Annotated in this window: 26 protein-coding genes and 1 riboswitch; of the genes, 14 read left to right on the top strand and 12 right to left on the bottom strand. The window is 72.9% G+C overall.

Translation table 11 applies throughout. The annotated features are described in order from the left end of the window. The first annotated feature begins 101 nt into the window (after nt 1-101). Nucleotides 102-746: a TetR family transcriptional regulator gene (locus SCK26_RS31710; protein WP_318204769.1), complete on the top strand. Its 645-nt coding sequence runs from the start codon at nt 102-104 to the stop codon at nt 744-746. Between the two features lie 26 nt (nt 747-772). Here SCK26_RS31710 and def read toward each other — a convergent pair whose 3' ends face one another. Continuing rightward, nucleotides 773-1,330, bottom strand: coding sequence for a peptide deformylase (gene def / locus SCK26_RS31705; protein WP_318204768.1), 558 nt, complete (start codon nt 1,328-1,330; stop codon nt 773-775). 153 nt (nt 1,331-1,483) lie between these two features. Here def and SCK26_RS31700 point away from each other — a divergent pair, with 153 nt between their 5' ends. From SCK26_RS31700 to rocD, 8 genes are all read left to right on the top strand, one after another. Beyond that, the gene (locus SCK26_RS31700) at nt 1,484-2,722 is read left to right on the top strand and encodes a MurT ligase domain-containing protein (RefSeq protein WP_318204767.1); all 1,239 of its coding nucleotides are present in this window, start codon (nt 1,484-1,486) and stop codon (nt 2,720-2,722) included. Between the two features lie 22 nt (nt 2,723-2,744). After that, nucleotides 2,745-3,473 (top strand): type 1 glutamine amidotransferase, encoded by a 729-nt coding sequence (locus SCK26_RS31695; protein ID WP_030775198.1) that lies wholly within the window; start codon nt 2,745-2,747, stop codon nt 3,471-3,473. 237 nt (nt 3,474-3,710) lie between these two features. Continuing rightward, entirely contained in the window at nt 3,711-4,736 is a 1,026-nt protein-coding gene (locus SCK26_RS31690; protein ID WP_318204766.1) for a 6-phosphofructokinase, read from the top strand. Nucleotides 4,737-4,838: 102 nt separating this feature from the next. Then, nucleotides 4,839-5,789 (top strand): cytochrome c oxidase assembly protein, encoded by a 951-nt coding sequence (locus tag SCK26_RS31685; protein WP_318204765.1) that lies wholly within the window; start codon nt 4,839-4,841, stop codon nt 5,787-5,789. A gap of 111 nt (nt 5,790-5,900) precedes the next feature. After that, nucleotides 5,901-6,068, top strand: a complete 168-nt coding sequence (locus SCK26_RS31680; protein ID WP_318204764.1) for a hypothetical protein — start codon at nt 5,901-5,903, stop codon at nt 6,066-6,068. A gap of 34 nt (nt 6,069-6,102) precedes the next feature. Next, nucleotides 6,103-6,588, top strand: coding sequence for an Lrp/AsnC family transcriptional regulator (locus tag SCK26_RS31675; protein ID WP_318204763.1), 486 nt, complete (start codon nt 6,103-6,105; stop codon nt 6,586-6,588). Nucleotides 6,589-6,795: 207 nt separating this feature from the next. Beyond that, nucleotides 6,796-7,605, top strand: coding sequence for a dimethylargininase (gene ddaH / locus SCK26_RS31670; RefSeq protein ID WP_318204762.1), 810 nt, complete (start codon nt 6,796-6,798; stop codon nt 7,603-7,605). After that, nucleotides 7,605-8,822: an ornithine--oxo-acid transaminase gene (rocD, locus tag SCK26_RS31665; protein WP_318204761.1), complete on the top strand. Its 1,218-nt coding sequence runs from the start codon at nt 7,605-7,607 to the stop codon at nt 8,820-8,822. Before ddaH ends, rocD begins: the two co-directional genes overlap by 1 nt. A 48-nt stretch (nt 8,823-8,870) precedes the next feature. Here rocD and SCK26_RS31660 read toward each other — a convergent pair whose 3' ends face one another. Beyond that, a complete protein-coding gene (locus SCK26_RS31660; protein ID WP_318204760.1) occupies nt 8,871-9,506 on the bottom strand; it encodes a DUF305 domain-containing protein in 636 nt (211 codons plus the stop codon). A 95-nt stretch (nt 9,507-9,601) separates the two neighbouring features. Then, nucleotides 9,602-10,000 carry a DUF6153 family protein gene (locus tag SCK26_RS31655; RefSeq protein ID WP_318204759.1) on the bottom strand — a complete coding sequence of 133 codons (399 nt, stop codon included), beginning with the start codon at nt 9,998-10,000 and terminating at the stop codon, nt 9,602-9,604. A 232-nt stretch (nt 10,001-10,232) separates the two neighbouring features. On the opposite strand from SCK26_RS31655, the gene SCK26_RS31650 reads away from it, so the two are divergent. Both SCK26_RS31650 and SCK26_RS31645 read left to right on the top strand, forming a co-directional pair. Then, nucleotides 10,233-10,946: a lysophospholipid acyltransferase family protein gene (locus tag SCK26_RS31650; RefSeq protein ID WP_318204758.1), complete on the top strand. Its 714-nt coding sequence runs from the start codon at nt 10,233-10,235 to the stop codon at nt 10,944-10,946. A gap of 57 nt (nt 10,947-11,003) precedes the next feature. Further along, complete coding sequence (locus SCK26_RS31645) at nt 11,004-12,026, top strand: NAD-dependent epimerase/dehydratase family protein (protein ID WP_318204757.1); 1,023 nt, start codon at nt 11,004-11,006, stop codon at nt 12,024-12,026. A gap of 51 nt (nt 12,027-12,077) precedes the next feature. Here SCK26_RS31645 and SCK26_RS31640 read toward each other — a convergent pair whose 3' ends face one another. The 8 genes from SCK26_RS31640 to SCK26_RS31605 form a co-directional block, all read right to left on the bottom strand. Further along, nucleotides 12,078-13,673: an alpha/beta hydrolase gene (locus tag SCK26_RS31640; RefSeq protein WP_318204756.1), complete on the bottom strand. Its 1,596-nt coding sequence runs from the start codon at nt 13,671-13,673 to the stop codon at nt 12,078-12,080. Between the two features lie 223 nt (nt 13,674-13,896). Beyond that, nucleotides 13,897-14,655: an urease accessory protein UreD gene (locus tag SCK26_RS31635; RefSeq protein ID WP_318204755.1), complete on the bottom strand. Its 759-nt coding sequence runs from the start codon at nt 14,653-14,655 to the stop codon at nt 13,897-13,899. After that, complete coding sequence (gene ureG, locus SCK26_RS31630) at nt 14,652-15,329, bottom strand: urease accessory protein UreG (protein ID WP_318204754.1); 678 nt, start codon at nt 15,327-15,329, stop codon at nt 14,652-14,654. The genes SCK26_RS31635 and ureG overlap by 4 nt, the downstream gene beginning before the upstream one ends. 71 nt (nt 15,330-15,400) lie before the next feature. After that, entirely contained in the window at nt 15,401-16,075 is a 675-nt protein-coding gene (locus SCK26_RS31625; protein ID WP_318204753.1) for an urease accessory protein UreF, read from the bottom strand. A 15-nt stretch (nt 16,076-16,090) separates the two neighbouring features. Continuing rightward, a complete protein-coding gene (locus SCK26_RS31620; protein WP_318204752.1) occupies nt 16,091-17,812 on the bottom strand; it encodes an urease subunit alpha in 1,722 nt (573 codons plus the stop codon). Further along, entirely contained in the window at nt 17,805-18,116 is a 312-nt protein-coding gene (locus SCK26_RS31615; RefSeq protein WP_318204751.1) for an urease subunit beta, read from the bottom strand. Before SCK26_RS31615 ends, SCK26_RS31620 begins: the two co-directional genes overlap by 8 nt. A gap of 11 nt (nt 18,117-18,127) precedes the next feature. Continuing rightward, on the bottom strand, nt 18,128-18,430 hold the full coding sequence (locus tag SCK26_RS31610) for an urease subunit gamma (protein ID WP_318204750.1): 303 nt from the start codon (nt 18,428-18,430) through the stop codon (nt 18,128-18,130). A gap of 255 nt (nt 18,431-18,685) precedes the next feature. Then, nucleotides 18,686-18,973: a type II toxin-antitoxin system Phd/YefM family antitoxin gene (locus SCK26_RS31605; protein WP_318204749.1), complete on the bottom strand. Its 288-nt coding sequence runs from the start codon at nt 18,971-18,973 to the stop codon at nt 18,686-18,688. An 85-nt stretch (nt 18,974-19,058) separates the two neighbouring features. Between SCK26_RS31605 and SCK26_RS31600 the strand changes: the two genes are divergently transcribed. The 3 genes from SCK26_RS31600 (at nt 19,059) to SCK26_RS31590 (ending at nt 21,066) form a co-directional block, all read left to right on the top strand. Next, nucleotides 19,059-19,694: an ATP-dependent Clp protease proteolytic subunit gene (locus SCK26_RS31600; protein ID WP_318204748.1), complete on the top strand. Its 636-nt coding sequence runs from the start codon at nt 19,059-19,061 to the stop codon at nt 19,692-19,694. Between the two features lie 7 nt (nt 19,695-19,701). Continuing rightward, the gene (locus tag SCK26_RS31595) at nt 19,702-20,007 is read left to right on the top strand and encodes a hypothetical protein (protein WP_318204747.1); all 306 of its coding nucleotides are present in this window, start codon (nt 19,702-19,704) and stop codon (nt 20,005-20,007) included. Nucleotides 20,008-20,458: 451 nt separating this feature from the next. After that, nucleotides 20,459-20,590: riboswitch (cyclic di-AMP (ydaO/yuaA leader) on the top strand. Between the two features lie 2 nt (nt 20,591-20,592). Next, nucleotides 20,593-21,066: a C40 family peptidase gene (locus SCK26_RS31590; protein ID WP_318204746.1), complete on the top strand. Its 474-nt coding sequence runs from the start codon at nt 20,593-20,595 to the stop codon at nt 21,064-21,066. Between the two features lie 934 nt (nt 21,067-22,000). Here SCK26_RS31590 and SCK26_RS31585 read toward each other — a convergent pair. Beyond that, the gene (locus SCK26_RS31585) at nt 22,001-22,468 is read right to left on the bottom strand and encodes an ATP-binding protein (protein ID WP_318204745.1); all 468 of its coding nucleotides are present in this window, start codon (nt 22,466-22,468) and stop codon (nt 22,001-22,003) included. Nucleotides 22,469-22,491: the final 23 nt, after the last annotated feature.

Raw genomic sequence — 22,491 nt, 5'->3', positions numbered from 1 at the left:
GTCAACCGCCGCGGGCCCCTCGCCCTCCCGTTCGATGCCGAGGCCGCGGTCAGTGTTAGTTTGCGCAGGCGTCACCGAATCAGCACGGGTGGGGAGAGCACATGGACACCACACAGCGGACCGAGCAGCAGCGGTCCGCCGACCGCCGCCGGCGCGAGCTGCTGGAGGCCGCCGACCGGGTGGTGCTGCGCGACGGCCCGCAGGCGTCGATGAACGCGATCGCGGCGGAAGCGGGGATCACCAAACCGATCCTCTACCGGCACTTCGGCGACAAGGGCGGTCTTTACGCGGCCTTGGCCAAGCGGCACACCGACGCCCTGCTGTCCTCGCTGCGGGCGGCGCTGGACGCGCCGGCCGGCCGGCGCGAGCGGGTCGAGTCCACCCTGGACACCTATCTCGCCGCGATCGAGGCACGGCCCCAGGTGTACCGGTTCCTGATGCATCCGGCCGAGGGCGGCACCGGCGGCGAGCAGGGCTTCGACGTCGGCAAGCACTCCGTGCCGCTGCTGCGGCGGATGGGCGAGGAGCTGGCGCAGGTCATCGAGGAGCGCGTGGACCTCGGCCCGGAGAGCCAGCGGCTGGCCCGGGTGTGGGGCCACGGGATCGTCGGGATGATGCACGCGGCCGGCGACTGGTGGCTCGGCGAACGTCCCTGCTCCCGCGCCGACCTGGTGCGCTCCCTCGCCGACCTGCTGTGGGGACGCCTGGCCGCCGCCGGCGACCGGGTGGGCGGCCCCGGGTTCTGACGCCCGCCCTCCCGGCCGCACCCGCGCTAGCGCTCCGTGCCGCTCCCCCGGTGCCACGGAGCGCGGGAGACCTGCCGCATCAGCCTCCGGTGACGCCATCCCGTCAGACGGTCGGCGTAGATCCCGCCCTCCAGGTGGTCGCACTCGTGCTGCAGGCACCGGGCGAAGAAGCCGGTGCCGTGCACGGTGACCGGCTCCCCGGTCACCGTCCGGCCCTCGACCACCGCGTGGTCGTAGCGCTCGGTGCCCGCCTCCAGGCCCGGCAGCGAGAGACAGCCCTCCGGTCCCCGGATCACCACACCGTCCGCCTCCACCAGCCGTGGGTTCACCACATGACCCAGGTGGCGCACGTCCTCGTCGTCGGGGCAGTCGTAGACGAACACCCGCAGGGGCACGCCCACTTGGTTCGCCGCCAGTCCGACACCGCGCGCCGCGTACATCGTGGCGAACAGGTCCTCCACGAGGTCCGCGAGGGCGGGGCCGAAGTCGGTGACGTCCCGGCAGGGCTCGCGCAGCGGCGCGTCGCCGAGCAGGGTGAGAGGCCGGACGCGCCCGCGGGCGCCCGGAATGGAACCGTGTCGCATGGCGGCAAGGGTACGGTTCGTTCAGCTCACGCCCGCCGCGCAAGGGTTTGGGCCGGGATTCGGGTGTGCGAATGGATCTCGATAGGCTGAGGGTCCCACCACGCTGCCGGATGGCCCCAGGCGCGGCGCGTACGCAAGGAGGATCGAGAACTGATGGCAGGCAACTCGGACCCGCTCTCGCCGCGGGCCAAGCTGGCCGTGACCGCGGGCAAGGCGGTCGCTGCGGCATCGCGCGCCGCGGGACGCGGCAGCGGGTCGGTGATCGGCGGCCGGGTCGCGCTGAAACTCGACCCCGACCTGCTCGGGCGGCTCGCCCAGAGCCTGGACGTCGTCCTGGTGTCGGCGACCAACGGCAAGACCACGACCACCCGGCTCATCGCCGAGGCGCTGCGCGCCGCGGGCCCGGTCGTGTCCAACGCGCTCGGCGCCAACATGCCGGCCGGCATCACCTCCGCGCTCGCGGGCGGCTCGGACGCGAAGTTCGGCGTCATCGAGGTCGACGAGAAGTACCTGGCCGGTGTGGCCCGGGACACCGACCCCAAGTGCATCGCCCTGCTGAACCTCTCGCGGGACCAGCTGGACCGCGCCGCCGAGACCCGGATGCTCGCCGAGAACTGGCGCGAGGGCCTGGCCGGGACCAAGGCCGTCGTCGTCGCCAACTGCGACGACCCGCTGGTGGTCTGGGCCGCCTCCTCCTCCCCGAACGTGGTCTGGGTCGCGGCCGGGCAGATGTGGAAGGACGACGCCTGGTCCTGCCCGTCGTGCGGCGGCGTGATGCAGCGCCCCGGCGACGACTGGTTCTGCGGCGAGTGCGGCTTCCGCCGGCCCACGCCGAGCTGGGCGCTCTCCGGCGACCACGTGCTGGACCCGCACGGGTCCGCCTGGCCGATCCACCTCCAGCTGCCGGGCCGCGCCAACAAGGCCAACGCCGCCTCCTCCGCCGCCGTCGCCGCCGTCTTCGGAGTGCCGCCGCAGGTCGCCCTGGAGCGGATGTACCAGGTGCAGGCCGTGGCCGGCCGGTACGACGTCGTCCAGTTCCAGAACCGCGATCTGCGGCTGCTGCTGGCCAAGAACCCGGCCGGCTGGCTGGAGACGTTCTCCCTGATCGACCCGCCGCCGGCGCCGGTGATCCTGTCCGTGAACGCCCGCGGGGCCGACGGCACCGACACCTCCTGGCTGTGGGACGTCGACTACACCCGGCTGACCGGCCACCCGATCTTCGTCATCGGCGACCGGAAGCTGGACCTCGCCGTCCGTCTGGAGGTCGCGAACCAGCACTTCCAGGTCTGCGACAGCCTCGACCAGGCCGTGCAGATGTGCCCGCCGGGCCGGATCGAGGTCATCGCGAACTACACCGCGTTCCAGGACCTGCGCCGCCGCGTCGGCAACTGATCTTCGAAGGGGCGATCACCTCATGAGCGACAACCAACTGCGGCTGGTGTGGATCTACCCGGACCTGCTGAGCACCTACGGCGACCAGGGCAACGCCCTCGTCGTGGAGCGGCGGGCCCGGCAGCGCGGCCTGGACGTGGCCCGGCTCGACGTGCGCAGCGACCAGCCGATCCCGACCTCCGGCGACATCTATCTGATCGGCGGCGGCGAGGACCGTCCGCAGCGGCTCGCGGCCGAGCGGCTGCGCCGGGACGGCCATCTGCACCGCGCGGTGGAGAACGGCGCGATCGTCTTCTCGGTGTGCGCCGGCTACCAGATCCTCGGCCACGAGTTCATCAACGACCTCGGCCAGCGCGAGCCGGGCCTCGGCCTGCTCGACGTGGTGTCGGTGCGCGGCGAGGGCGAGCGGTGCGTCGGCGACGTCCTCGGGGACATCGACCCACAGCTCGGGCTGCCTCCGCTGACCGGCTTCGAGAACCACCAGGGCGTCACCCACCTCGGCCCCACCGCCCGCCCGTTCGCCCGGGTGAAGATCGGCAAGGGCAACGGCACCGGGGACGGCACGGAGGGCGCGTACAACGGGACCGTCTTCGGCACGTACATGCACGGGCCGGTCCTCGCCCGCAACCCGCTGATCGCCGACCTGCTGCTGAAGCTGGCGCTCGACGTCAACGCGCTGCCGCCGATCGACGACCGCTGGTACGAGGCGCTGCGCAACGAGCGCATCGCGGCGGCCCAGCAGCCCGCCTGACCGGCTGGAAAGGGACGGGACGGCAGCCCGCGCGACCGTCCCCTCAGCGGGATTCCGGCGTGCTCCGGCAGACTCCCGGCGGGCCCGCCTGACGGCTCGACCGCTCACATGTGCGGGCGCGTCCAGCAGGCGGACGCCCGCTACGGAGCCACCCCCTGGCGCCGGTAGGGTGGCCGGGAATCCGCCGGACAACGTGGTCCGGTTCACCCGGCCCACGTTGAGAAGGTAATTCGGGCTATGCGCATTGGTGTCCTCACGTCCGGCGGCGACTGCCCCGGCCTGAATGCCGTCATCCGGTCCGTCGTGCACCGTGCCGTCGTCGACCACGGCGACGAGGTCATCGGTTTCCGGGACGGCTGGAAAGGCCTCCTGGAGTGCGACTACCGAAAGCTCGACCTCGACGCCGTGTCCGGCATCCTGGCCCGCGGCGGCACCGTCCTCGGCTCCTCCCGGGTCCGCCCGGAGCACTTGCGCGACGGCGTGGAGCGGGCCCGGGGCCATGTGGCGGAGCTGGGCCTGGACGCGATCATCCCGATCGGCGGCGAAGGCACCCTGAAGGCGGCCCGGCTGCTCTCGGACAACGGGCTGCCCATCGTGGGCGTGCCCAAGACCATCGACAACGACATCGCCGTCACCGATGTCACCTTCGGTTTCGACACCGCGGTGACCGTGGCGACCGAGGCCCTGGACCGGCTGAAGACCACCGCCGAGTCCCATCAGCGGGTGCTCATCGTGGAGGTCATGGGCCGGCACACCGGCTGGATCGCGCTGCACTCCGGCATGGCGGCCGGCGCCCACGCCGTCGTCGTGCCCGAGCGGCCCTTCGACATCGAGGAGCTGACGCGGAAGGTCGGCGAGCGGTTCGCGGCGGGCAAGCGGTTCGCCATCGTGGTCGCCGCGGAGGGCGCCAAGCCGCGCCCCGGCACCATGGAGTTCGACGAGGGCGGCACGGACGTCTACGGCCACGAGCGCTTCGCGGGCATCGCCCGGCAGCTGTCGGTCGAGCTGGAGCACCGGCTCGGCAAGGAGGCCCGGCCGGTGATCCTCGGGCATGTGCAGCGGGGCGGGACGCCCACGGCGTACGACAGGGTGCTGGCCACGCGGTTCGGGTGGCACGCGGTGGAGGCGGTGCACCGGGGCGAGTTCGGGGCGATGACCGCGCTGCGCGGGACGGACATCGTCATGGTGCCGTTGGCCGAGGCCGTGGAGACGCTGAAGACGGTCCCGACCGAGCGGTACGCCGAGGCGGAGTGCGTCTTGTAGTTCACAGAAGAACAACCCGCCCCCGGTCGCGGCCGCGACCGGGGGCGGTTCTACTCTTGGGGCGGACAACTCGCACAACCCCCACGAAACAGGAGCCGGCGGATGGATCACAGCGGGCACGGCATGACGATGGATCTGCCGCCGTTCACGCTGGGGCGAGGGCTCGAGTGGTCGGCGGAGCCGTTCTTCCTCGTCGCCTGTCTGGCCGGGCTGGCCCTGTACGGCTGGGGTGTCGTCCGGCTGCGGCGGCGCGGGGACGCCTGGCCGGTGAGCCGTACCGTCTCCTACGTCGTCGGTGTGCTCACCATCGCGCTGGTGATGTGCACCAAGCTGAACGACTACGGCATGGTCATGTTCAGCGTGCACATGGTGCAGCACATGGTGATCAGCATGCTGTCGCCGATCCTGATCCTGCTCGGCGCCCCGGTCACGCTGGCGCTGCGCGCGCTGCCGGCCGTCGGCAAGGGCCGCAAGGGGCCGCGCGAGCTGCTGCTGATGCTGCTGCACAGCCGGTACATGCGGGTGATCACCCATCCCGCGTTCACCATCCCGCTGTTCATCGCGAGCCTGTACGCCCTGTACTTCACCCCGCTGTTCGACTTCCTGATGGGCTCGAAGACCGGGCACATCGCGATGATGGTGCACTTCCTCGCGGTCGGTGTGGTGTTCTTCTGGCCCATCATCGGCGTGGACCCCGGTCCGCACCGGCCGGGTCATCTGATGCGGATGCTGGAGCTGTTCGCGGGCATGCCGTTCCACGCGTTCTTCGGTATCGCCCTGATGATGGCGTCCACGCCCATGGTGAGCACCTTCGAGCACCCGCCGGCCTCGCTGGGCATCGACGCGCTGTCCGACCAGAGTTCCGCCGGCGGCATCGCCTGGGCGTTCAGCGAGGTTCCGTCGGTGCTGGTGCTGATCGCGCTGCTGTTCCAGTGGTACCGCTCCGAGCAGCGGCAGGCCAAGCGCCAGGACCGGGCCGCCGACCGGGACGGCGACAAGGAGCTGGAGGCGTACAACGCCTACCTGGCCTCGCTGAGCGCCCGCAAGGGCTGAGTCGGGCGTCCTTCGCGGGCCGGAGCCGGGGGCTCCGGCCCGTCGCCGTATCCCGCCCGGGCGGGAATGGGGGCACCATGGGTCGGGACGGACCACGAGGAGGGTGTCGCGATGCCCGGTTCCACGAACGGTTCCACCAAGACGATGGGGGCTCTCACGGCCGGCACGCTGGTGCTGGTGACCGCCTACACGGTCACGCTCGGCAGCAACGGCTGGCTGTGGTTCGGCTGGGTGGTGCTGGGTCTGCTGACCCTCGCCGCGATCGTCGTCCGGTCCTGAGCCACGGCGCGCGGGAGCTGGCTACAGTGCCCGCATGAACAGCAGGACACCCGCGTTCGACGAGCTGGACCGCCGGATCGTCACGGCCCTCATGGCGAACGCCCGGACCAGTTTCGCGGAGATCGGCGTGGACGTGGGGCTGTCCGCGACGGCCGTCAAGCGGCGCGTGGACCGGCTGCGGGAGACCGGGGTGATCACCGGGTTCACGGCGACGGTCAGGCCGGCCGCGCTGGGCTGGCGCACGGAGGCGTACGTCGAGGTGTACTGCGAGGGCGCGGCCCCGCCCCGGCGCCTGGCGGAGGTGGTCCGCAACCATCCGGAGATCGCGGCGGCCATGACGGTGACCGGCGGCGCCGACGCGCTGCTGCACGTGCGGGCCCGGGACGTGGAGCACTTCGAGGAGGTGCTGGAGCGGATCCGCGCCGAGCCGTTCATCCGCAAGACGATCAGCGTGATGGTGCTGTCCCACCTGCTCCCCGAGAGCCCGGAGGCGGGCGCCACCCACGCGGCCCCCGGATGACCGCACCGGGCGCGCGGGACGCCGTACGCCGTCCGGTCGGGCGCGCGGAGTCGTGTCCCCGGCGCGCAGGAGTCGTGCGTGCGCCCCGGTGAGAACGCAGTGATGCTGCACATCCGCGCAGCTTTCCGCGCTTGTCGCCCGTCTGCCTCCCTTTCTACCGTGGTCTCACCCCCTCAGTGACACACAGGAAAGCGGAGGGCACCCTCTGTGACCGAACGTTGTGTGCCGCGTCCCCGGCGATTCCTCGTCTGCGAACCCAGACACTTCGCCGTCCAGTACGCGATCAACCCCTGGATGCACCCCGGCCGGCCCGTCGACGTGGATCTGGCCCGCGAGCAGTGGCGGTCGCTGGTCCGCGCGTACGAGGATCACGATCACACCGTCGAGCGCGTGGAGCCGGTCCCCGGCCTGCCGGACATGGTGTTCGCCGCCAACGCGGCCTTCGTGGTCGGCGGCCGGGTCTTCGGCTCCCTCTTCCACGCCCGTCAGCGACGCCCGGAATCGGAGCACTACGACACCTGGTTCAAGGCGGCCGGCTACGACGTGTACCGGCCCGAGTCGGTGGCCGAGGGCGAGGGCGACCTGGTGTGGACGGGCCGGTACGTGCTCGCCGGCACCGGGTTCCGCACCACGCCCGAGGCGCACCGGGAGGCGCAGGAGTTCCTGGGCCGGCCGGTGATCGGTCTCAGGCTGGTGGATCCGTACTTCTACCACCTGGACACGGCGCTGTTCGCGCTCGACGACGACAACATCTGCTACTACCCCGAGGCGTTCTCGCCGGGCAGCCGGGAAGTGCTCCGGCGGCTGTTCCCGAAGGCGGTGCTCGCCACCCGCGCGGACGCGCTGGCGTTCGGCCTGAACTCCGTGTCCGACGGCCGGCACGTCTTCATCGCCCCACGGGCCGAGGCGCTCGCCGGCCGCCTCGCCGGCCACGGCTATGTCCCCGTCCCCGTCGACCTGTCCGAGCTGCACAAGGCCGGCGGCGGCATCAAGTGCTGCACCCAGGAGATCCGCTGATGACCGCACCCGCGCGCCCCCGTACGTCCGACGAGCTGATCCGCGCGGAGCAACCGGTGCTCGCGCACAACTACCACCCGCTGCCCGTGGTCGTGGCCCGGGCCGAGGGCAGCTGGGTGGAGGACGTGGAGGGCAACCGCTACCTCGACATGCTGGCCGGCTACTCGGCCCTGAACTTCGGCCACCGGCACCCGGCGCTGATCGACGCCGCCCACCGCCAGCTCGACCGGCTCACCCTGACCTCCCGCGCCTTCCACAACGACCGGCTGGCCGAGTTCGCCGAGCGGCTCGCGGAGCTGACCGGGCTGGACATGGTGCTGCCGATGAACACCGGCGCGGAGGCCGTGGAGAGCGGCATCAAGGTCGCCCGCAAGTGGGCGTACGACGTGAAGGGCGTGCCGGCCGGCCGGGCGACGATCGTGGTCGCGGCGGAGAACTTCCACGGCCGGACGACGACGATCGTCGGCTTCTCCACGGACGAGACGGCCCGCGCCGGCTTCGGCCCCTTCACGCCCGGCTTCAAGGTCGTGCCGTACAACGACCTGGCCGCGCTGGAGGCGGCCGTCGACGCCACCACGGCGGCGGTGCTGATCGAGCCCGTCCAGGGCGAGGCGGGTGTGATCGTGCCGGACGACGGCTATCTCGCCGGGGTGCGCGAGCTGACCCGCCGCACGGGCTGTCTGTTCATCGCGGACGAGATCCAGTCGGGCCTCGGCCGCACCGGCCGTACCCTCGCCGTCGAGCACGAGAACGTGATGCCGGACCTGCTGCTGCTCGGCAAGGCGCTGGGCGGCGGCATCGTGCCGGTGTCGGCGGTGGTGGCCCGGCGCGAGGTGCTGGGGGTGCTGCACCCGGGTGAGCACGGGTCGACGTTCGGCGGCAATCCGCTGGCCGCGGCGGTCGGCACGGCCGTGGTCGGGCTGCTGGAGACGGGTGAGTTCCAGCGCCGGGCGGCCGAGCTGGGGGTGATCCTGCGGGACGGGCTGACGGAGCTGGTGGGCCGGGGCGTGACCGGGTTCCGGGCGCGCGGGCTGTGGGCCGGTGTGGACGTCGACCCGGCGCTCGGCACCGGCCGGGCGATCAGCGAGCGGCTGATGCGCGAGGGGGTCCTGGTGAAGGACACCCACGGCTCCACGATCCGGCTGGCGCCGCCGCTGACCGTCACGGCGGAGGAACTGCGGTCGGCGCTGGGCGCGCTGGAGAAGGTGCTCGCCTGAGGCACGCGCGGGCGGGGACCGGTGACGCTACCGGCCCCCGCCCTCGTGTCAGCCGGCGCCGAGGAGCCGCTTCATCTCCTTGATCTCGGCGTCCTGCGCGGTGACGATGGCGTCCGCCATGGCCTTGGCGTCGCCGGAGCGGCCCTTCCGCTTCTCTGTGGTGGCCATCTCGACGGCGCCCTGGTGGTGCTCGACCATCAGCGACAGGAACCGGGTGTCGAAGTCCTTGCCGGTGGCCTTCTTCAAAGCGGCCATGTCGGCCTCGCTCATCATCCCGGTCATCCCGGCGTGACCGGAGTGGTCCATGCCGGCCATCGGGACCTGCTCGCCCCAGGACTTCAGCCAGCCGGTCAGGGTGCGGATCTCGGGGTCCTGCGCCTTCTCGATGCGGGCGGCGAGGTCCTTCACCCGCGCCGAGGAGGCGCGGCCGGCGGCGAGTCCGGCCATCTCCAGGGCCTGCCGGTGGTGCGGGATCATGCCCTGCGCGAAGGCGACGTCCTGGGCGTTGTGCGCGCCGGCCGACGCGCTCGGCGCGGCGGAGGCGGCCGAGGCGCCGTGACCGGTGTGGCCGGTGCCGCCGTGGTCGCTGTCGTCGCCGTCGCCGCCGCAGGCGGCCAGGACGAGGGCGGAGGTCAGCGCGACGACGGCGAGGGCGGCGCGGCGCGTCAGGGTACGGGTGGTCATGCGGAGAACTCCTGCTGCTCGAAAGGGATGTGAGGCACGCGTGCGCACGGCCGCGGGCCCCGCGTGCGGCGGGGCGGGCGCGGCCGGGGCGGCCTCTAGATCCGCAGGAGCTGGAGTTCGGCCAGGTCGGGCGGGGCGCGGGCGCCGTCCGGCGCGGTGGCGCGGGCGGCGAGCGGGCAGCGGACCGGGGCCGGGCCGGTCACCGGGTCCGGGGCCGGCGCGGGCAGTTGCGGCCCGTCGTCCGGCGCGCCGGAGGCGCAGCTGGGGTCGGCGTGGTGCAGCCGGTGGCCGCCGCCGTGGCCGTCGCCGCCCGGACAGTCGTCGACGGCGCCGAGCGCGGCCGTCATGTGCGCGCCGCGGGCGTGTTCCGCGTGCCCCGCACCGCCGCCGGGCGCGAGGGCGTGCATGCCCAGCAGCCCGACCAGCACCGCCAGCACGAACAGCGGGCGGTACCGCCGAAGCGGTCGCCGAAGGTGCTGTCCGGTGGCGTGCATGGGGTCATCGTACGGGGGCGTGCGACGGCGCGCGGACGAGGCCCGCCGACCGTCCGCGCGCCTGGTCGGGCGGCACGGCGCGCGGGCGACCGGACGGTGTACGCCGCGCGGCGCGGTACTGGTCGCGGGGAACGGGGCAGCAGATGAGGACAAGGGGCGCTCGGGCCGGCCGTCCGGCCCCTGTGCCGCACCGCCGCCGGTGCGCCGCCGGCCTGACGGAGTGAGGCGAGCCGTGTTCTACAACCTCCTCAAGTACGTGCTGCTGGGTCCACTGCTCAGACTGGTCTTCCGGCCCCGGATCGAGGGGCTGGAGCGGGTGCCCGCGTCGGGTCCGGCGATCATCGCGGGCAATCATCTGTCGTTCTCCGACCACTTCTTGATGCCGGCGGTGCTGAAACGCCGTATCACCTTCCTCGCCAAGGCCGAGTACTTCACCGGTCCGGGACTGAAGGGCCGGCTCACCGCGTTCTTCTTCCGCGGCGCCGGGCAGATCCCGGTGGACCGCTCCGGGAAGGAGGCGGGGCGGGCGGCGATCCGCGAGGGCCTCGGGGTGCTGCGCCGGGGCGAGCTGCTCGGCATCTATCCGGAGGGCACGCGGTCGCACGACGGCAGGCTCTACAAGGGCAAGGTCGGGGTCGCCGTGATGGCGCTGACGGCAGGCGTGCCGGTGGTGCCCTGCGCGATGATCGGCACGTTCGAGGCCCAGCCGCCGGGCAGGGTCGTGCCGCGGATCCGTCCGGTGACGATCCGCTTCGGCGAGCCCCTGGACTTCTCCCGCTACGCCGGAATGGAAGGCGAGAAGGCGGTGCTGCGGGCGGTCACCGACGAGATCGTCCACGCGATCCTGACCCTGTCCGGGCAGGAGTACGTCGACGAGTACGCGGCCGTCGTCAAGGAGCGCCAGGCCGCGAGGGCGCGCAGGTTCCCCCGGGCCCCGCTCGGCTGACCTCTGCCGTCGGCAGAAGGCCCGCCCGGCGCCGGCGGGCGTGCCTACGCTCGCGGCATGAGAAGAGCTGTGGTGATCGGGGCGGCCGGGCAGATCGGCCGCCCGGTGGTGGACGCGCTGTCCCGGGACGGCTGGGCGGTGACGGCGGCCTCGCGCGGTGGGAGCCGGGACGCGGGCTGGGACGCGGGGGTGCAAACGGCCCGGCTGGACCGCGCCGACGGCGACGCCCTGGCCGCGCTGGTGGGCGACGGCTGCGAGCTGCTGGTCGACGTGGTCGCCTACGACGCCGGGCACGGCCGGCAGCTGACGTCTCTCGCGGACCGGATCGGCTCGGCGGTGGTGATCTCCAGCGTGGCCGTGTACGAGGACGGCGCCGGGCGGGGTTTCGACACCCAGGGCGAGCCGGACGGCTTCCCGGTGTACCCGGTGCCGATCCCCGAGACCCAGCCGACGGTCGCGCCGGGCGAGGCCACCTACAGCACCCGCAAGGCCGCGCTGGAGCGGGAACTCCTGGCGGCGGGCGGGAGGTTGCCGGTCACCGTGTTGCGGGCGGGCGCGGTGCACGGGCCGTACAGCCCGCTGCCGCGCGAGCTGTACTTCGTCAAGCGGAACCTGGACGGGCGCGGGCGGCGGGTGCTGGCGTACCGGGGAGAGAGCCGGTTCCATCCGTCGAGCACCCGCACCCTCGCCGAGCTGGTGCGGCTGGCGGCGGCCCGGCCGGGCTCCCGGGTGCTCAACGCCTGTGACGAGCAGGCGCCGACGGCCGCCGGCATCGGCGCGGCGGTCGACGCGGTGATGGGGGCCACGACCCGGACGGTGTGCCTGGACGGTCCGCCGGTGGGCTCGGTGGGCCGCACGCCGTGGTCGGTGCCGCTGCCGGTGGTGTACGACATGTCCGCCGCCGCGCGGGAGCTGGGCTACCGGCCGGTGGTGTCGTACGAGCAGAGCCTGCCACGGACGGTGGAGTGGCTGGCCGGGAGCTTGCGCGGGCGGGACTGGCGGGAGGCGTTCCCGCTGCTGGCGCGGGCGTATCCGGACCTGTTCGACTACGCGGCGGAGGACGCCTGGTACGCGGCATAGGCCAGGGGCGGCCGGAGCTTCCGGCCGCCCCTGGTCGGCGTGGTGCTGCGGTTACGGCTTGGGCGTGGCGTGCGGGGCGCAGGTCACGTCCTTGCCGTCCAGCGCGCCCTTGAGCAGGTAGGCGTCGACACGCTGGTTGACGCATGGGTTGACCAGGCCGGTCACGCCGTGGGAGCCCGCGTTCTTCTCGGTGATCAGGCGGGAGCCCTTGAAGCGCTTGTGCAGCTCGACGGCACCGCCGTACGGGGTGGCGGCGTCCCGCGTGGACTGCACGATCAGCACCTTCGGCAGGCCCTTGTGGGTGGTGACGTCGACCGGGGTGTGCTGCTTGGCCGGCCAGGTGGCGCACGGCAGGTTCATCCAGGCGTTGGACCAGGTCAGGAAGGGGTGGTCCTTGTGGAGCCGGGTGTTGTCCCGGTTCCACTTCTGCCAGCTGGTGGGCCACTTGGCGTCGGCGCACTCGACGGCCGTGTAGACGGCGTTGCCGTTCTCGGAGGCGATGTTGCCCGCGGTGTCCGACAGGTCGGGGGCGGCGGCGTCGACCAGCGCCTGGGTGTCACCGGCGACGTACTTGCTGAAGACCGTGGCGACCGGCACCCACGAGGAGTCGTAGTACGGCGCGCTCTGGAAGAAGGAGGTCAGCTCGGCGGGACCGACGACGCCGCCGATCGGGTGCTTCTTCGCGGTGGCGCGCAGCTGGAGCCACTTGGCCTGGACGGCGGCGCGGGTGGTGCCGAGGTGGAAGGCGGCGTCGTTGGCGGCGACCCAGTCCTGCCAGTCCTTCCAGCGGCCCTCGAAGGCGACGTCCTGGTCCAGGTTGGCCTGGTACCAGATCTTCTCGCGGGAGGGGTCGACCACGCTGTCCACGACCATGCGGCGCAGGTGGCCCGGGAAGAGGGTGCCGTAGACGGCGCCGAGGTAGGTGCCGTAGGAGACGCCGAGGTAGTTGAGCTTCTTCTCGCCGAGCGCGGCGCGGATGACGTCCAGGTCGCGGGCGGTGTTGGGGGTGGTCATGTGCGGCAGCATCGCGCCGCTGCGCTCGGCGCAGCCCTCCGCGTACGCGCGGGCCAGCTTGCGCTGCGCGGTCTTGTCGGCCTCGCTGTCCGGCACCGGGTCCGGCTTGGGCGCCTTGACGTACTCCTGCGGGTCGACGCAGGAGATGGGCGTGGAGTGGCCGACGCCGCGCGGGTCGAAGCCGACGAAGTCGTAGGCCTTGGCGGCGTTCGCCCAGATGGCGTTGTGGGTGGTGACCCGGCGCGGGAAGCGCAGACCGGAGCCGCCGGGGCCGCCGGGGTTGTAGACGAGCGCGCCCTGGCGCTCCTTCTTGGTGCCGGTGTTGCCGATGCGGTCCACGGCGAGCTTGATCTGCTTGCCGTAGGGGTGGGCGTAGTCGAGCGGCACGCTGACCCAGCCGCACTGGATGGGCTTCTCCAGCCCCCAGTCGTCCGGGCAGTCCTGCCATTTGATGCCCGCCTTGGCGGCCCGGGCGGCGGCTGTCTCGGCGCCCTTGGCCTCCCGGTCCGGTGCGGGCCGGGAGGCGGCACCGGCCACGGGCGCCGACACGGCGCCGGCGATCAGTGTGGCGGTGACGAGTACTCCGGCGGAACCGAGTGCCAGCAGGCGGCTCTTCGGTCTGTTGTCCCTCACGTGGGCCCCTCCCCCTACCTCGATGCGAGTGGTCAGACGGGGATCCTCTCGGCTGTGAGGCAGCCGGGGACAGGGTTTGCCGGGCATCTTTACCAATCCGATAACCGGATGATCATGTCCCGTTGAGGGAAGCGTCACGCCATGAGGCCGCGTCATGCCGTCGCCGGTCCGCGGCGCTCGTCGTGGCAGGTCGCGCCGTTCACCGTGCCTTTCGGGGCGCGGGTCAGCCGAGTTCGGCCAGTACCCCGTCCAGGGTCCGGCGCAGACTCAACGCGTCGGGGGCCACCGCGCTGACGAGCGCCGCGGGGCCCGCGAGCGGGACGAGGGCCGCGTACCCGCCGAGCATCCGCGCGGACGGCGGGTCCGTCGCGAACTCCGGTCTGACGACAACCAGTTGGCCTACCGCCCGATGGCCGGCCAGCACCGCCGGGCCGTCCCAGCCGCCCGGTGCGCCGGGTCCGCAGGCCAGCTCCTGGTCCAGCACGGTCCGGCCCGCCACCCGGACGGTCAGCCGGCTGGTGAGCCGCCCGGACTGTTCCCCGGCCCGGCCCAGCACCTGCTCCTCGCGCAGCACGAGCCGGGCGCCGGCGCCGAGTTCGGCCCGGGTGGTGACGTACAGGTCGCTGCCGTGGGCGGAGATCAACTGCTCGGGCAGCCAGCGCAGTTCGGCACCGTCGGCCACGTCGAGCCGGACGTCGTACCGGGCCTCGTCCTTGGCCTGGCCGGGCAGGGCGAGAGTGGCGGCGGCCGACCCGACGTGCAGCCGGGCACCCTCCTCCGCCCGGGCCCGGAGGGTGAAGCGGTCGCCGCCGAGCGGTCCGCTCATCGCGCCGACGAGCACGACCTTCGCCCAGGAACCGGCGGACCGGGTGCGGCGCGGCGCCAGCGGGCCCTCGCCGTCCAGGACGGGCAGGGCCGTACCGCCGCGCCCGTCGGCGCGGGCCACGATCCGGGCCCTCGCCCGGACCCCGGCGACGGTCATGCCGCCCACGCGGCGAGCCGCCCCCGCACCCACGCGGCCACGTCGGCGACCCCGGCCTCGCCGCGCAACGACTGGAAGATCACCGGGAGTTCGGCGCGCTGCGCCTTGGCGTCGGCGGCCATCCGGGCGAGGTCGGAGCCGACGTACGGGGCGAGGTCGGTCTTGTTGATCACGAGCAGGTCGGCGGTGGTGACGCCGGGGCCGCCCTTGCGCGGGATGTCGTCGCCGCCGGCCACGTCGATCACGAAGATCTGCGCGTCCACGAGTCCCTTGGAGAAGGTGGCGGTGAGGTTGTCGCCGCCGGACTCCACGAGGATGAGGTCCAGCGGGCCGACCGCGTCCTCCAGGTCCTCCACCGCTTCGAGGTTGGCGGAGATGTCGTCGCGGATCGCGGTGTGCGGGCAGGCGCCCGTCTCCACGGCGGTGATCCGCTCGGGCGGCAGCACGGCCTCGCGGAGCAGGAACTCGGCGTCCTCGCGGGTGTAGATGTCGTTGGTGACGACCGCGAGGGACAGCTCGTCGCGCAGCGCGCGGCACAGGGCGGCGACGGTGGCGGTCTTTCCGGACCCGACGGGCCCGCCGAGCCCGACGCGCAGGGCACGGCGGGTCCCGTCCGGGCGGTGGGCGTCCGCGCTGACGGCGGAGGGGGCGGAGTGGGAGTGGTCGAGATGCATGGACGGCTCCTTGTGCGAGAGGCCTGGGACCGGTGGGGGGACGGGACTGCTCTTCGGCCGGGCGGGCGGGCTCATGACGCGAACAGCCGGACCGGCCACGCCGCGTGGGCCTCGGCCATGACCTCCAGCAGCGGTGCCGAAGCGGCCGGCAGCGCGTCGGCCCCCTCGGCTGCCACCGCCCGTGCCGCCTCCACCGCCGCGTCCGCGACACGGTCCAGCTCGGGCGCCAGCCGGGCCAGCACGCCCGTCGCGTCGAACGGGTCGAGGCTCAGCAGCCGCACGGTGGCCGTCGCCGGCCCGCTCACGCTCTCGTAGACCGCGCAGTAGGCCGCGTCCTGCGGTGCGAGTCCGGCCGCCCGGGCCGCCGTCCCGAGCACCACCGGCTGATGCGCGCCTCGGGGGAACTCCCGCGCCAGTGCGTCGAGTTCGGCCGACGGCCAGCCGGCCCTCGCGGCCCGCAGCAGCTGCCGGCCCAGGCGCCGGGCGGCGGCCCGCAGGGCCGGGGACGGGGTGCGCGCGTCGGCCGCCGCGTCCAGCTCGCGCGGGTCGCAGCCGAGGACGGCCGCCGCCGCCAGCGCGCCCGCGACCAGCCCGGTGGTGTGCAGCCGGCCCCGGCAGAACTCCTCCAGGCTCGCGGCGTCGGTGATGCGTCCGGCCTTGACGGCGGCCTCGGCCCCGCCGGAGTGCGCGTGCCCTCCGGCGGGGAAGCGGCCGTCGGCCAGGACGAGCAGTGCTGCCCGTGTCATCGGAAAAAACGCCCGTCAGAAGAGGAAGTAGCGCTGGGCCATGGGCAGTTCGGCGGCCGGCGTGGCCTCCACCAGCTCGCCGTCGATGTGCACGGCGAAGCTGTCGGGGTCGATCCGGACGTCCGGCCGGGCGTCGTTCTCCCGCATGTCGGCCTTGGTGACCGCGCGCGTGGACTCGATCGCCACGAACCGCTTGCCGAGCCCGAGGCGCTCCGGCAGCCCGTCCTCGAGCGCCAGACCGGACACGAAGTTGACCGAGTTGGCGGCCGGGGCCCGGCCGATGGCGCCGTACATCGGGCGGGGCAGGATCGGCTGCGGAGTGGGGATGGAGGCGTTGGCGTCGCCCATCTGCGCGTAGGCGATCTGCCCGCCCTTGATCACCAGCAGCGGCTTGACCCCGAAGAACGCGGGCTCCCACAGCACCAGGTCGGCGAGCTTGCCGCTCTCCACGGAGCCGGTCTCGGCGGCGAGGCCCTGGGCGAGCGCCGGGTTGATGGTGTACTTGGCGACATAGCGCCGTACCCGGTGGTTGTCGGCGCGGCCGTCGCCGGGCAGCGCGCCCCGCCGGCGCTTCATGACGTGCGCGGTCTGCCAGGTGCGCAGGACGACCTCGCCGACGCGGCCCATCGCCTGGGAGTCGGAGGAGATGATCGAGATCGCGCCGAGGTCGTGGAGGACGTCCTCCGCGCCGATGGTGGACGGCCGGATCCGGGACTCGGCGAACGCCAGGTCCTCGGGGACGGCCGGGTTGAGGTGGTGGCACACCATCAGCATGTCGAGGTGTTCCTCGGTGGTGTTGACGGTGAACGGCCGGGTCGGGTTGGTGGAGCTGGGCAGGACGTTGGCCTGGGAGACCACGGTCATGATGTCGGGCGCGTGACCGCCGCCGGCGCCCTCGGTGTGGTACGAGTGGATGCCCCGGCCCGCGATCGCGGCGAGGGTGTCGCCGACGAAGCCCGCCTCGTTCAGCGTGTCGGTGTGGATGGCGACCTGGATGCCGGTGCGGTCGGCGACGGTGAGCGCGGCGTCGATGACGGCGGGCGTGGAACCCCAGTCCTCGTGCAGCTTCAGGCCGACGGCGCCGCCGCGGATCTGGGAGAGCATCGCCGCGTGGCTGACGGTGTTGCCCTTGCCGAGGAAGCCGACGTTGACCGGGTAGGCCTCCATCGCCTCCAGCATCCGGGCCAGGTGCCAGGGGCCGGGGGTGACGGTGGTGGCCTTGGAGCCCTCGGCGGGGCCGGTGCCGCCGCCGACCAGGGTGGTGATGCCGGAGGCCAGCGCCTCGTCGGCGACCTGGGGGCAGATGAAGTGGACGTGGGCGTCGATGGCGCCGGCGGTCAGGATGCGGCCGTTGCCCGCGATGATCTCGGTCTCGGGGCCGATGACCAGGTCGGGGTGGACACCGTCCATGGTGTCGGGGTTGCCGGCCTTGCCGAGGGCGGTGATCCGGCCGTCGCGGATGCCGACGTCGGCCTTGACGATGCCCCAGTGGTCGACGACGACGGCGCCGGTGATCACGGTGTCGGGGGCGCCCTCGGCCCGGGTGGCGCGGGACTGGCCCATGGACTCGCGGATGACCTTGCCGCCGCCGAAGACCGCCTCGTCGCCGGAGGCGCCGGGACCGCCGGAGCGGTCCTCCTCGATCTCGATCAGCAGATCGGTGTCGGCGAGCCTGATCCGGTCGCCGGTGGTGGGGCCGAACAGGTCGGCGTAGGCGTCGCGGGCGATCTCAGGCATCGAGGGCACCTCCGGTCTCGCCGCGCAGCCCGGGCACGATCCGGGCGCCGGACAGCGGCACCAGCTCGACCTCGACGGGAATGCCGGGCTCGAAGCGGACGGCGGTGCCGGCGGCGACGTTAAGGCGCCTGCCGCGGGCGGCGGCGCGGTCGAAGTCCAGGCCGGGGTTGGCCTCGGCGAAGTGGTAGTGGGAGCCGACCTGGACCGGCCGGTCGGCGGCGTTGAGCACCGTCAGACGAGTGACGTCACGACCGTCGTTGAAGGTGACGGGGCCGTCCGCGAACAGGATCTCTCCGGGAATCACCGCGGGCCGCCTCAGATGATCGGTTCGTGGACGGTGACGAGCTTGGTGCCGTCCGGGAAGGTGGCCTCCACCTGCACGTCATGGATCATCTCGGCGACCCCGTCCATGACGTCGTTCCTGGTCAGGACCTTCCGGCCGGAGGACATCAGCTCGGCGACCGTGCGGCCGTCGCGCGCGCCCTCCAGGATGTGCGACGTGATGAGGGCGACCGCCTCGGGGTGATTGAGCTTGAGCCCGCGGGCCTTGCGCTTCCCGGCGACGTCGGCCGCCACATGGATCAGCAGCCTCTCCTGCTCATGCGGGGTCAGTTGCACGTCCCACCTCATTGTCCTTGCTCCGGACCGTGCGGGGTCCGGTCGCCGCAGCCACCACGACGGGGATAGGTGTAACACACAGACAAATCCCCGGATCGTCCTCAATCCCGGGCAGAAAAACCCCAGATGGCGTGGATGGGCAGGCTAGAACGCCGGAGTTTCAACGACGTTAACCAGACTTTGGCCGGTGCATGACCGCGTCATGGGATGCCGCAGAGACAACGGGCGGGCTCTCCCGCGGAGGCGGGAGCGGGCTCAGGGGGCGTCCGGCCGGCGGTGCTCCGCCGCTATCCCGAAGCGCTGCCGTTCGCGCGGCACGGCACCGGCCCCGCCGACCGCCGAGACGGAGCTGACGACGCGCTCCTCGCCCGTCTCGCCCGCCTCGTCCAGCGCGTCCAGCCGCTCCAGGTCGGCGGCCGAGACCAGCGCGACCAGCGGCTTGCCGTGCCGGGTCACGACGACGCGCTCACCGCCGTACACCACGCGGTTGATCAGGTCGGCGAGTTCAGCCCTGGCTTGCGTCACCGGAATCTCGTAGGCCATGCCCCCATCATAACGTGGCGTACGTACTGTACATTCTGTACAGAAGTCGAGCCCATCGGGGCCTCGTCAGAGGAGGCGTATGTCCATGCACCGACCGTCCGCCCGGCACGTCCTGCCCGAGTTCACCGAGCGCACCGCTGGCACGGTGCGCACCCTGGACCCGTACGCGCGGCTCTTCCAGGACCGGATCGTCTTCCTCGGCACAGCGGTCGACGACGCGGCGGCGAGCGACGTCACGGCCCAGCTGATGTATCTGGAGCACCAGGCGCCGGACCGGGACATCACGCTGTACGTCAACTCGCCCGGCGGCTCCTTCGACGCCATGGCGGCGGTCTACGACACGATGCGCTACGTCAGCTGCGACGTGGCGACCTACTGCCTGGGGCAGGCCGCCGCCTTCGCCGCGGTGCTGCTCGCGGCCGGCGCCCCGGGCAAGCGGTTCATGCTGCCCGGCGCCCGGGCCGTGATCCGGCAGCCCGCGCTGTCCGAGCCGGTGCGCGGCCGGCCCGGCGACCTGCTGGTCCGGGCCGGCGAGCTGGCCCGGGTCCGCGCCACCGTGGAGGAGATGCTCGTCCGGCACACGGGGCGCACGGCCGCGCGGGTCCACGAGGACCTGGAACGCGACCTGATCCTGGACGCTCCCGGGGCGCTGGCGTACGGCCTGGTCGACGCCGTCGTGCCCGCCCGCCGCGACACGCCCGGCGCACCGGAGGCGAGGTGAGCCGCCCGTGCTGCCGGACCTGCCGCCGCTGCCCGCGCTGACCCGCGCCGAGGGCGAGTTGATCGATCGTTATCTGGAGGCCGTCGACCTGCTCGGCCGGGTCAATCCGGCCCGGCACGGACCCTCCTACGGCGCCTTGCGCGCCGCCCAGGCCCTGGTGCGCAAGGCGGCAGAGCTGCGGGACGCGCTCGCGCTGATGCACGAGCGGGGCGAGACGGAGCTGCACGGGGACACGCTGGCACGGGCACTGCGGGTGCTGGACGGCGAGCGCCGGGCCGCTCGCGTCGCGCTCCCGCCGGACGGCGTCGGCTGAGGCGGACGCCGGTCCGGCCCGACGGCGCCGCCGCGTCGACACGCGTCGTTCGGACCGGAGTTGAAACGGCCCGAACGACGTACCGCCGACCGGTGTACATCCCGATCGGATTCCGGGTCTCCCGAGTTGCGCAAGGCATGGGTCCATGGGTCACCACGGAGACACATCTGCCCAGGTCCGGGGCTACGACGATGATCTGACGGGGCCTCGAACGGACCACTGTCCACCCGAACGGGTGAGTGGTGAGTAACGCCACAAATCCCCGATTCCGTTGGGATTTTCAGACAGATCTGAGCCAAGATCCCTGTCTGACGACAAGCCCCCGCCACCGCGGCGGGGCGATCCGGGCGGACGCCGAGTCCTGCCGCCGCCCGGATGACCGGTCGACGGAGTGGATCGGCAGGAGTGGAGGACCCAAGCAAGGCGGGTCGCCGGAACGGATGTCCAGCAGTCCGACACAGAGTCGGGCGCGGGGCGGAGGTTCCGAGCAGCCCTTGGGGTGAAGCCGTGGCAACGCGGCCGGGCTACTTCGCCAGCCCGAATCCGACAGGTCATCCTTCACAGGCGGCTGACGAAGGGTTGCGCATGACTGCGCTCAATCGAGTCCCGTCGCTGATGGCCCGGGCCGGCACGGCCTCGGCACTCACTCTCGCCGCCGTGGGCGGCTCGATCGCGGTGCCCGGTCTCGCCACCGACGCCTCCGCCGCGACCATCGCGACGAAAGCACTCAAGGTCGCGGCCTCGAAGAAGGGCTCTCCGTACCGGTGGGGCGCCACCGGGCCGCACAGATTCGACTGCTCGGGTCTGACGCTCTACTCGTTCAAGAAGGCCGGCAAGAAGCTGCCGCGTACCGCCGCCCAGCAGTACAACAAGACGCACCACGTCTCCGCCCGCCACCGCAAGGTCGGCGACCTGGTCTTCTTCCACTCGGGTTCCAGCGTCTACCACGTCGGCATCTACGCCGGCCACAACAAGATCTGGCACGCCCCCAAGACCGGGGACGTGGTGAAGCTCCAGAAGATCTGGACCAGGAGCGTCTGGTACGGCCGGGTCAGCTGACCCGCCCACGGCCCCGAGCGGCTCCGGCAGGGCCGCTCCAGCGCCACCGGCGCTCCCCGGAGCCCGCCTTGAGCACTCGGGCGGCCCGGGGTGCGACGCGGCCGCCTCGGGGGCGTGCGGGCGGGCACCGGGCCGGCCTGCCGCCTCCCGGAGCGTACGGGCGGCCTGACGGCTCGGATCGGGCCCCGTAGTACCCGACGAGCCTTCCCCCGCCGCGTACGGGCGGGGGAAGGCTCGGGGCCGGCCGAGTTGCCCCGGCGGACCGACGGGACCCGCCACACGCCGACCGAGCGGCGTCTCCACCGCCACCCGGCACGTCCCGGACGACCGGGACGCTTTGCCGGCATCGCACGCCTCGGCAACACCGGAACGCACCGGTTGCCGTCGGCACCGGCGGCGCTCCCGCTTCTGCCGCCGCCGAGCACCACCCGGACGGGTCCGCCGCCCGCCGGCACAGAGACGCCGGGACAGCCTCGGTACGCACCCGACCACCACCACCGCCGAGCGCCACCGGAACACACCTCTGCCACCGGCAACCCACGCCACCGGAACACCCCGGCTTCAACCGCCGCACCCCGGAACGCGCCCACCACCCGCCGGCACAAGGACGCCAGGACAGCACCAGCGCGCTCGTGGAGCGCGCCCGCTTCTGCCGCCGCCGAGCACCGCCCCGGTGGGTCCGCTGCCCGCCGATACAGAGACAGCAACGGAGCCGTCCTCCAGCGGGACGTACGGCCCGGCCCTTCCCACGGCTGACCGCGGCTCCGGACCGTCCGCGTGGGCAGCAGCGGGTCCGCTGGGCTCGCCTCCCGCCCCCGCGTGCCTGCCCCGGCGCGGGGCTCACGGATGGGGGGACGTGGCGCCGAGTCCTCGGTGCGCGCAGGCGAAACGTATCCGCTCGCGAAGATCCTTGCCGTACTTCCGCCGGGCCGGGTCAGCGTGCCGGGGCTTCCGGTGGCCGGCCGACCGGGACCGGTGCCGCCGGGAGGGTCCAGGGCAGTTCGATGGAGACCGTCTTGCCGCCCTCGCGGGTCGGGCGGACGCGGAGCCGGCCGCCGCACTCCGCGGTGAGCCAGCGGATGATCACCATGCCGCGCCCGTTGTCCTGCTGGACCGCCGCGGGCAGTCTCTTCGGGAACCGGGGATGGCTGTCCGTGACTCCGATGCGCAGTTGTTCGTCCTGGCGCAGCGCGATGTCGACCGTGAAGGTGGGTGACTGGCCGAACGTGTGCTGGACGGCGTTCGTGGCGAGTTCGGAGACGATGAGCCGCACGGTGTCGGCCGTCTCGGTGTCCGACGGCAGGCCCCACTCCGCGAGCGTGCCCACGACGTAGGAGCGGGCGGCCGACACCGAGGCGGGATCGCTCGGCAGAGTGACGGAGGCTTCCAGATGGTCTGCCATGGCGAGGTCGTCCCTTTCCCAAC

Source organism: Streptomyces sp. SCL15-4 (assembly GCF_033366695.1).
In the GTDB taxonomy this organism is placed as follows: Bacteria; Actinomycetota; Actinomycetes; order Streptomycetales; family Streptomycetaceae; genus Streptomyces.
Note: the sequence above shows the minus strand (reverse complement) of the source record. Positions and strands in the feature narration are given on the sequence as shown.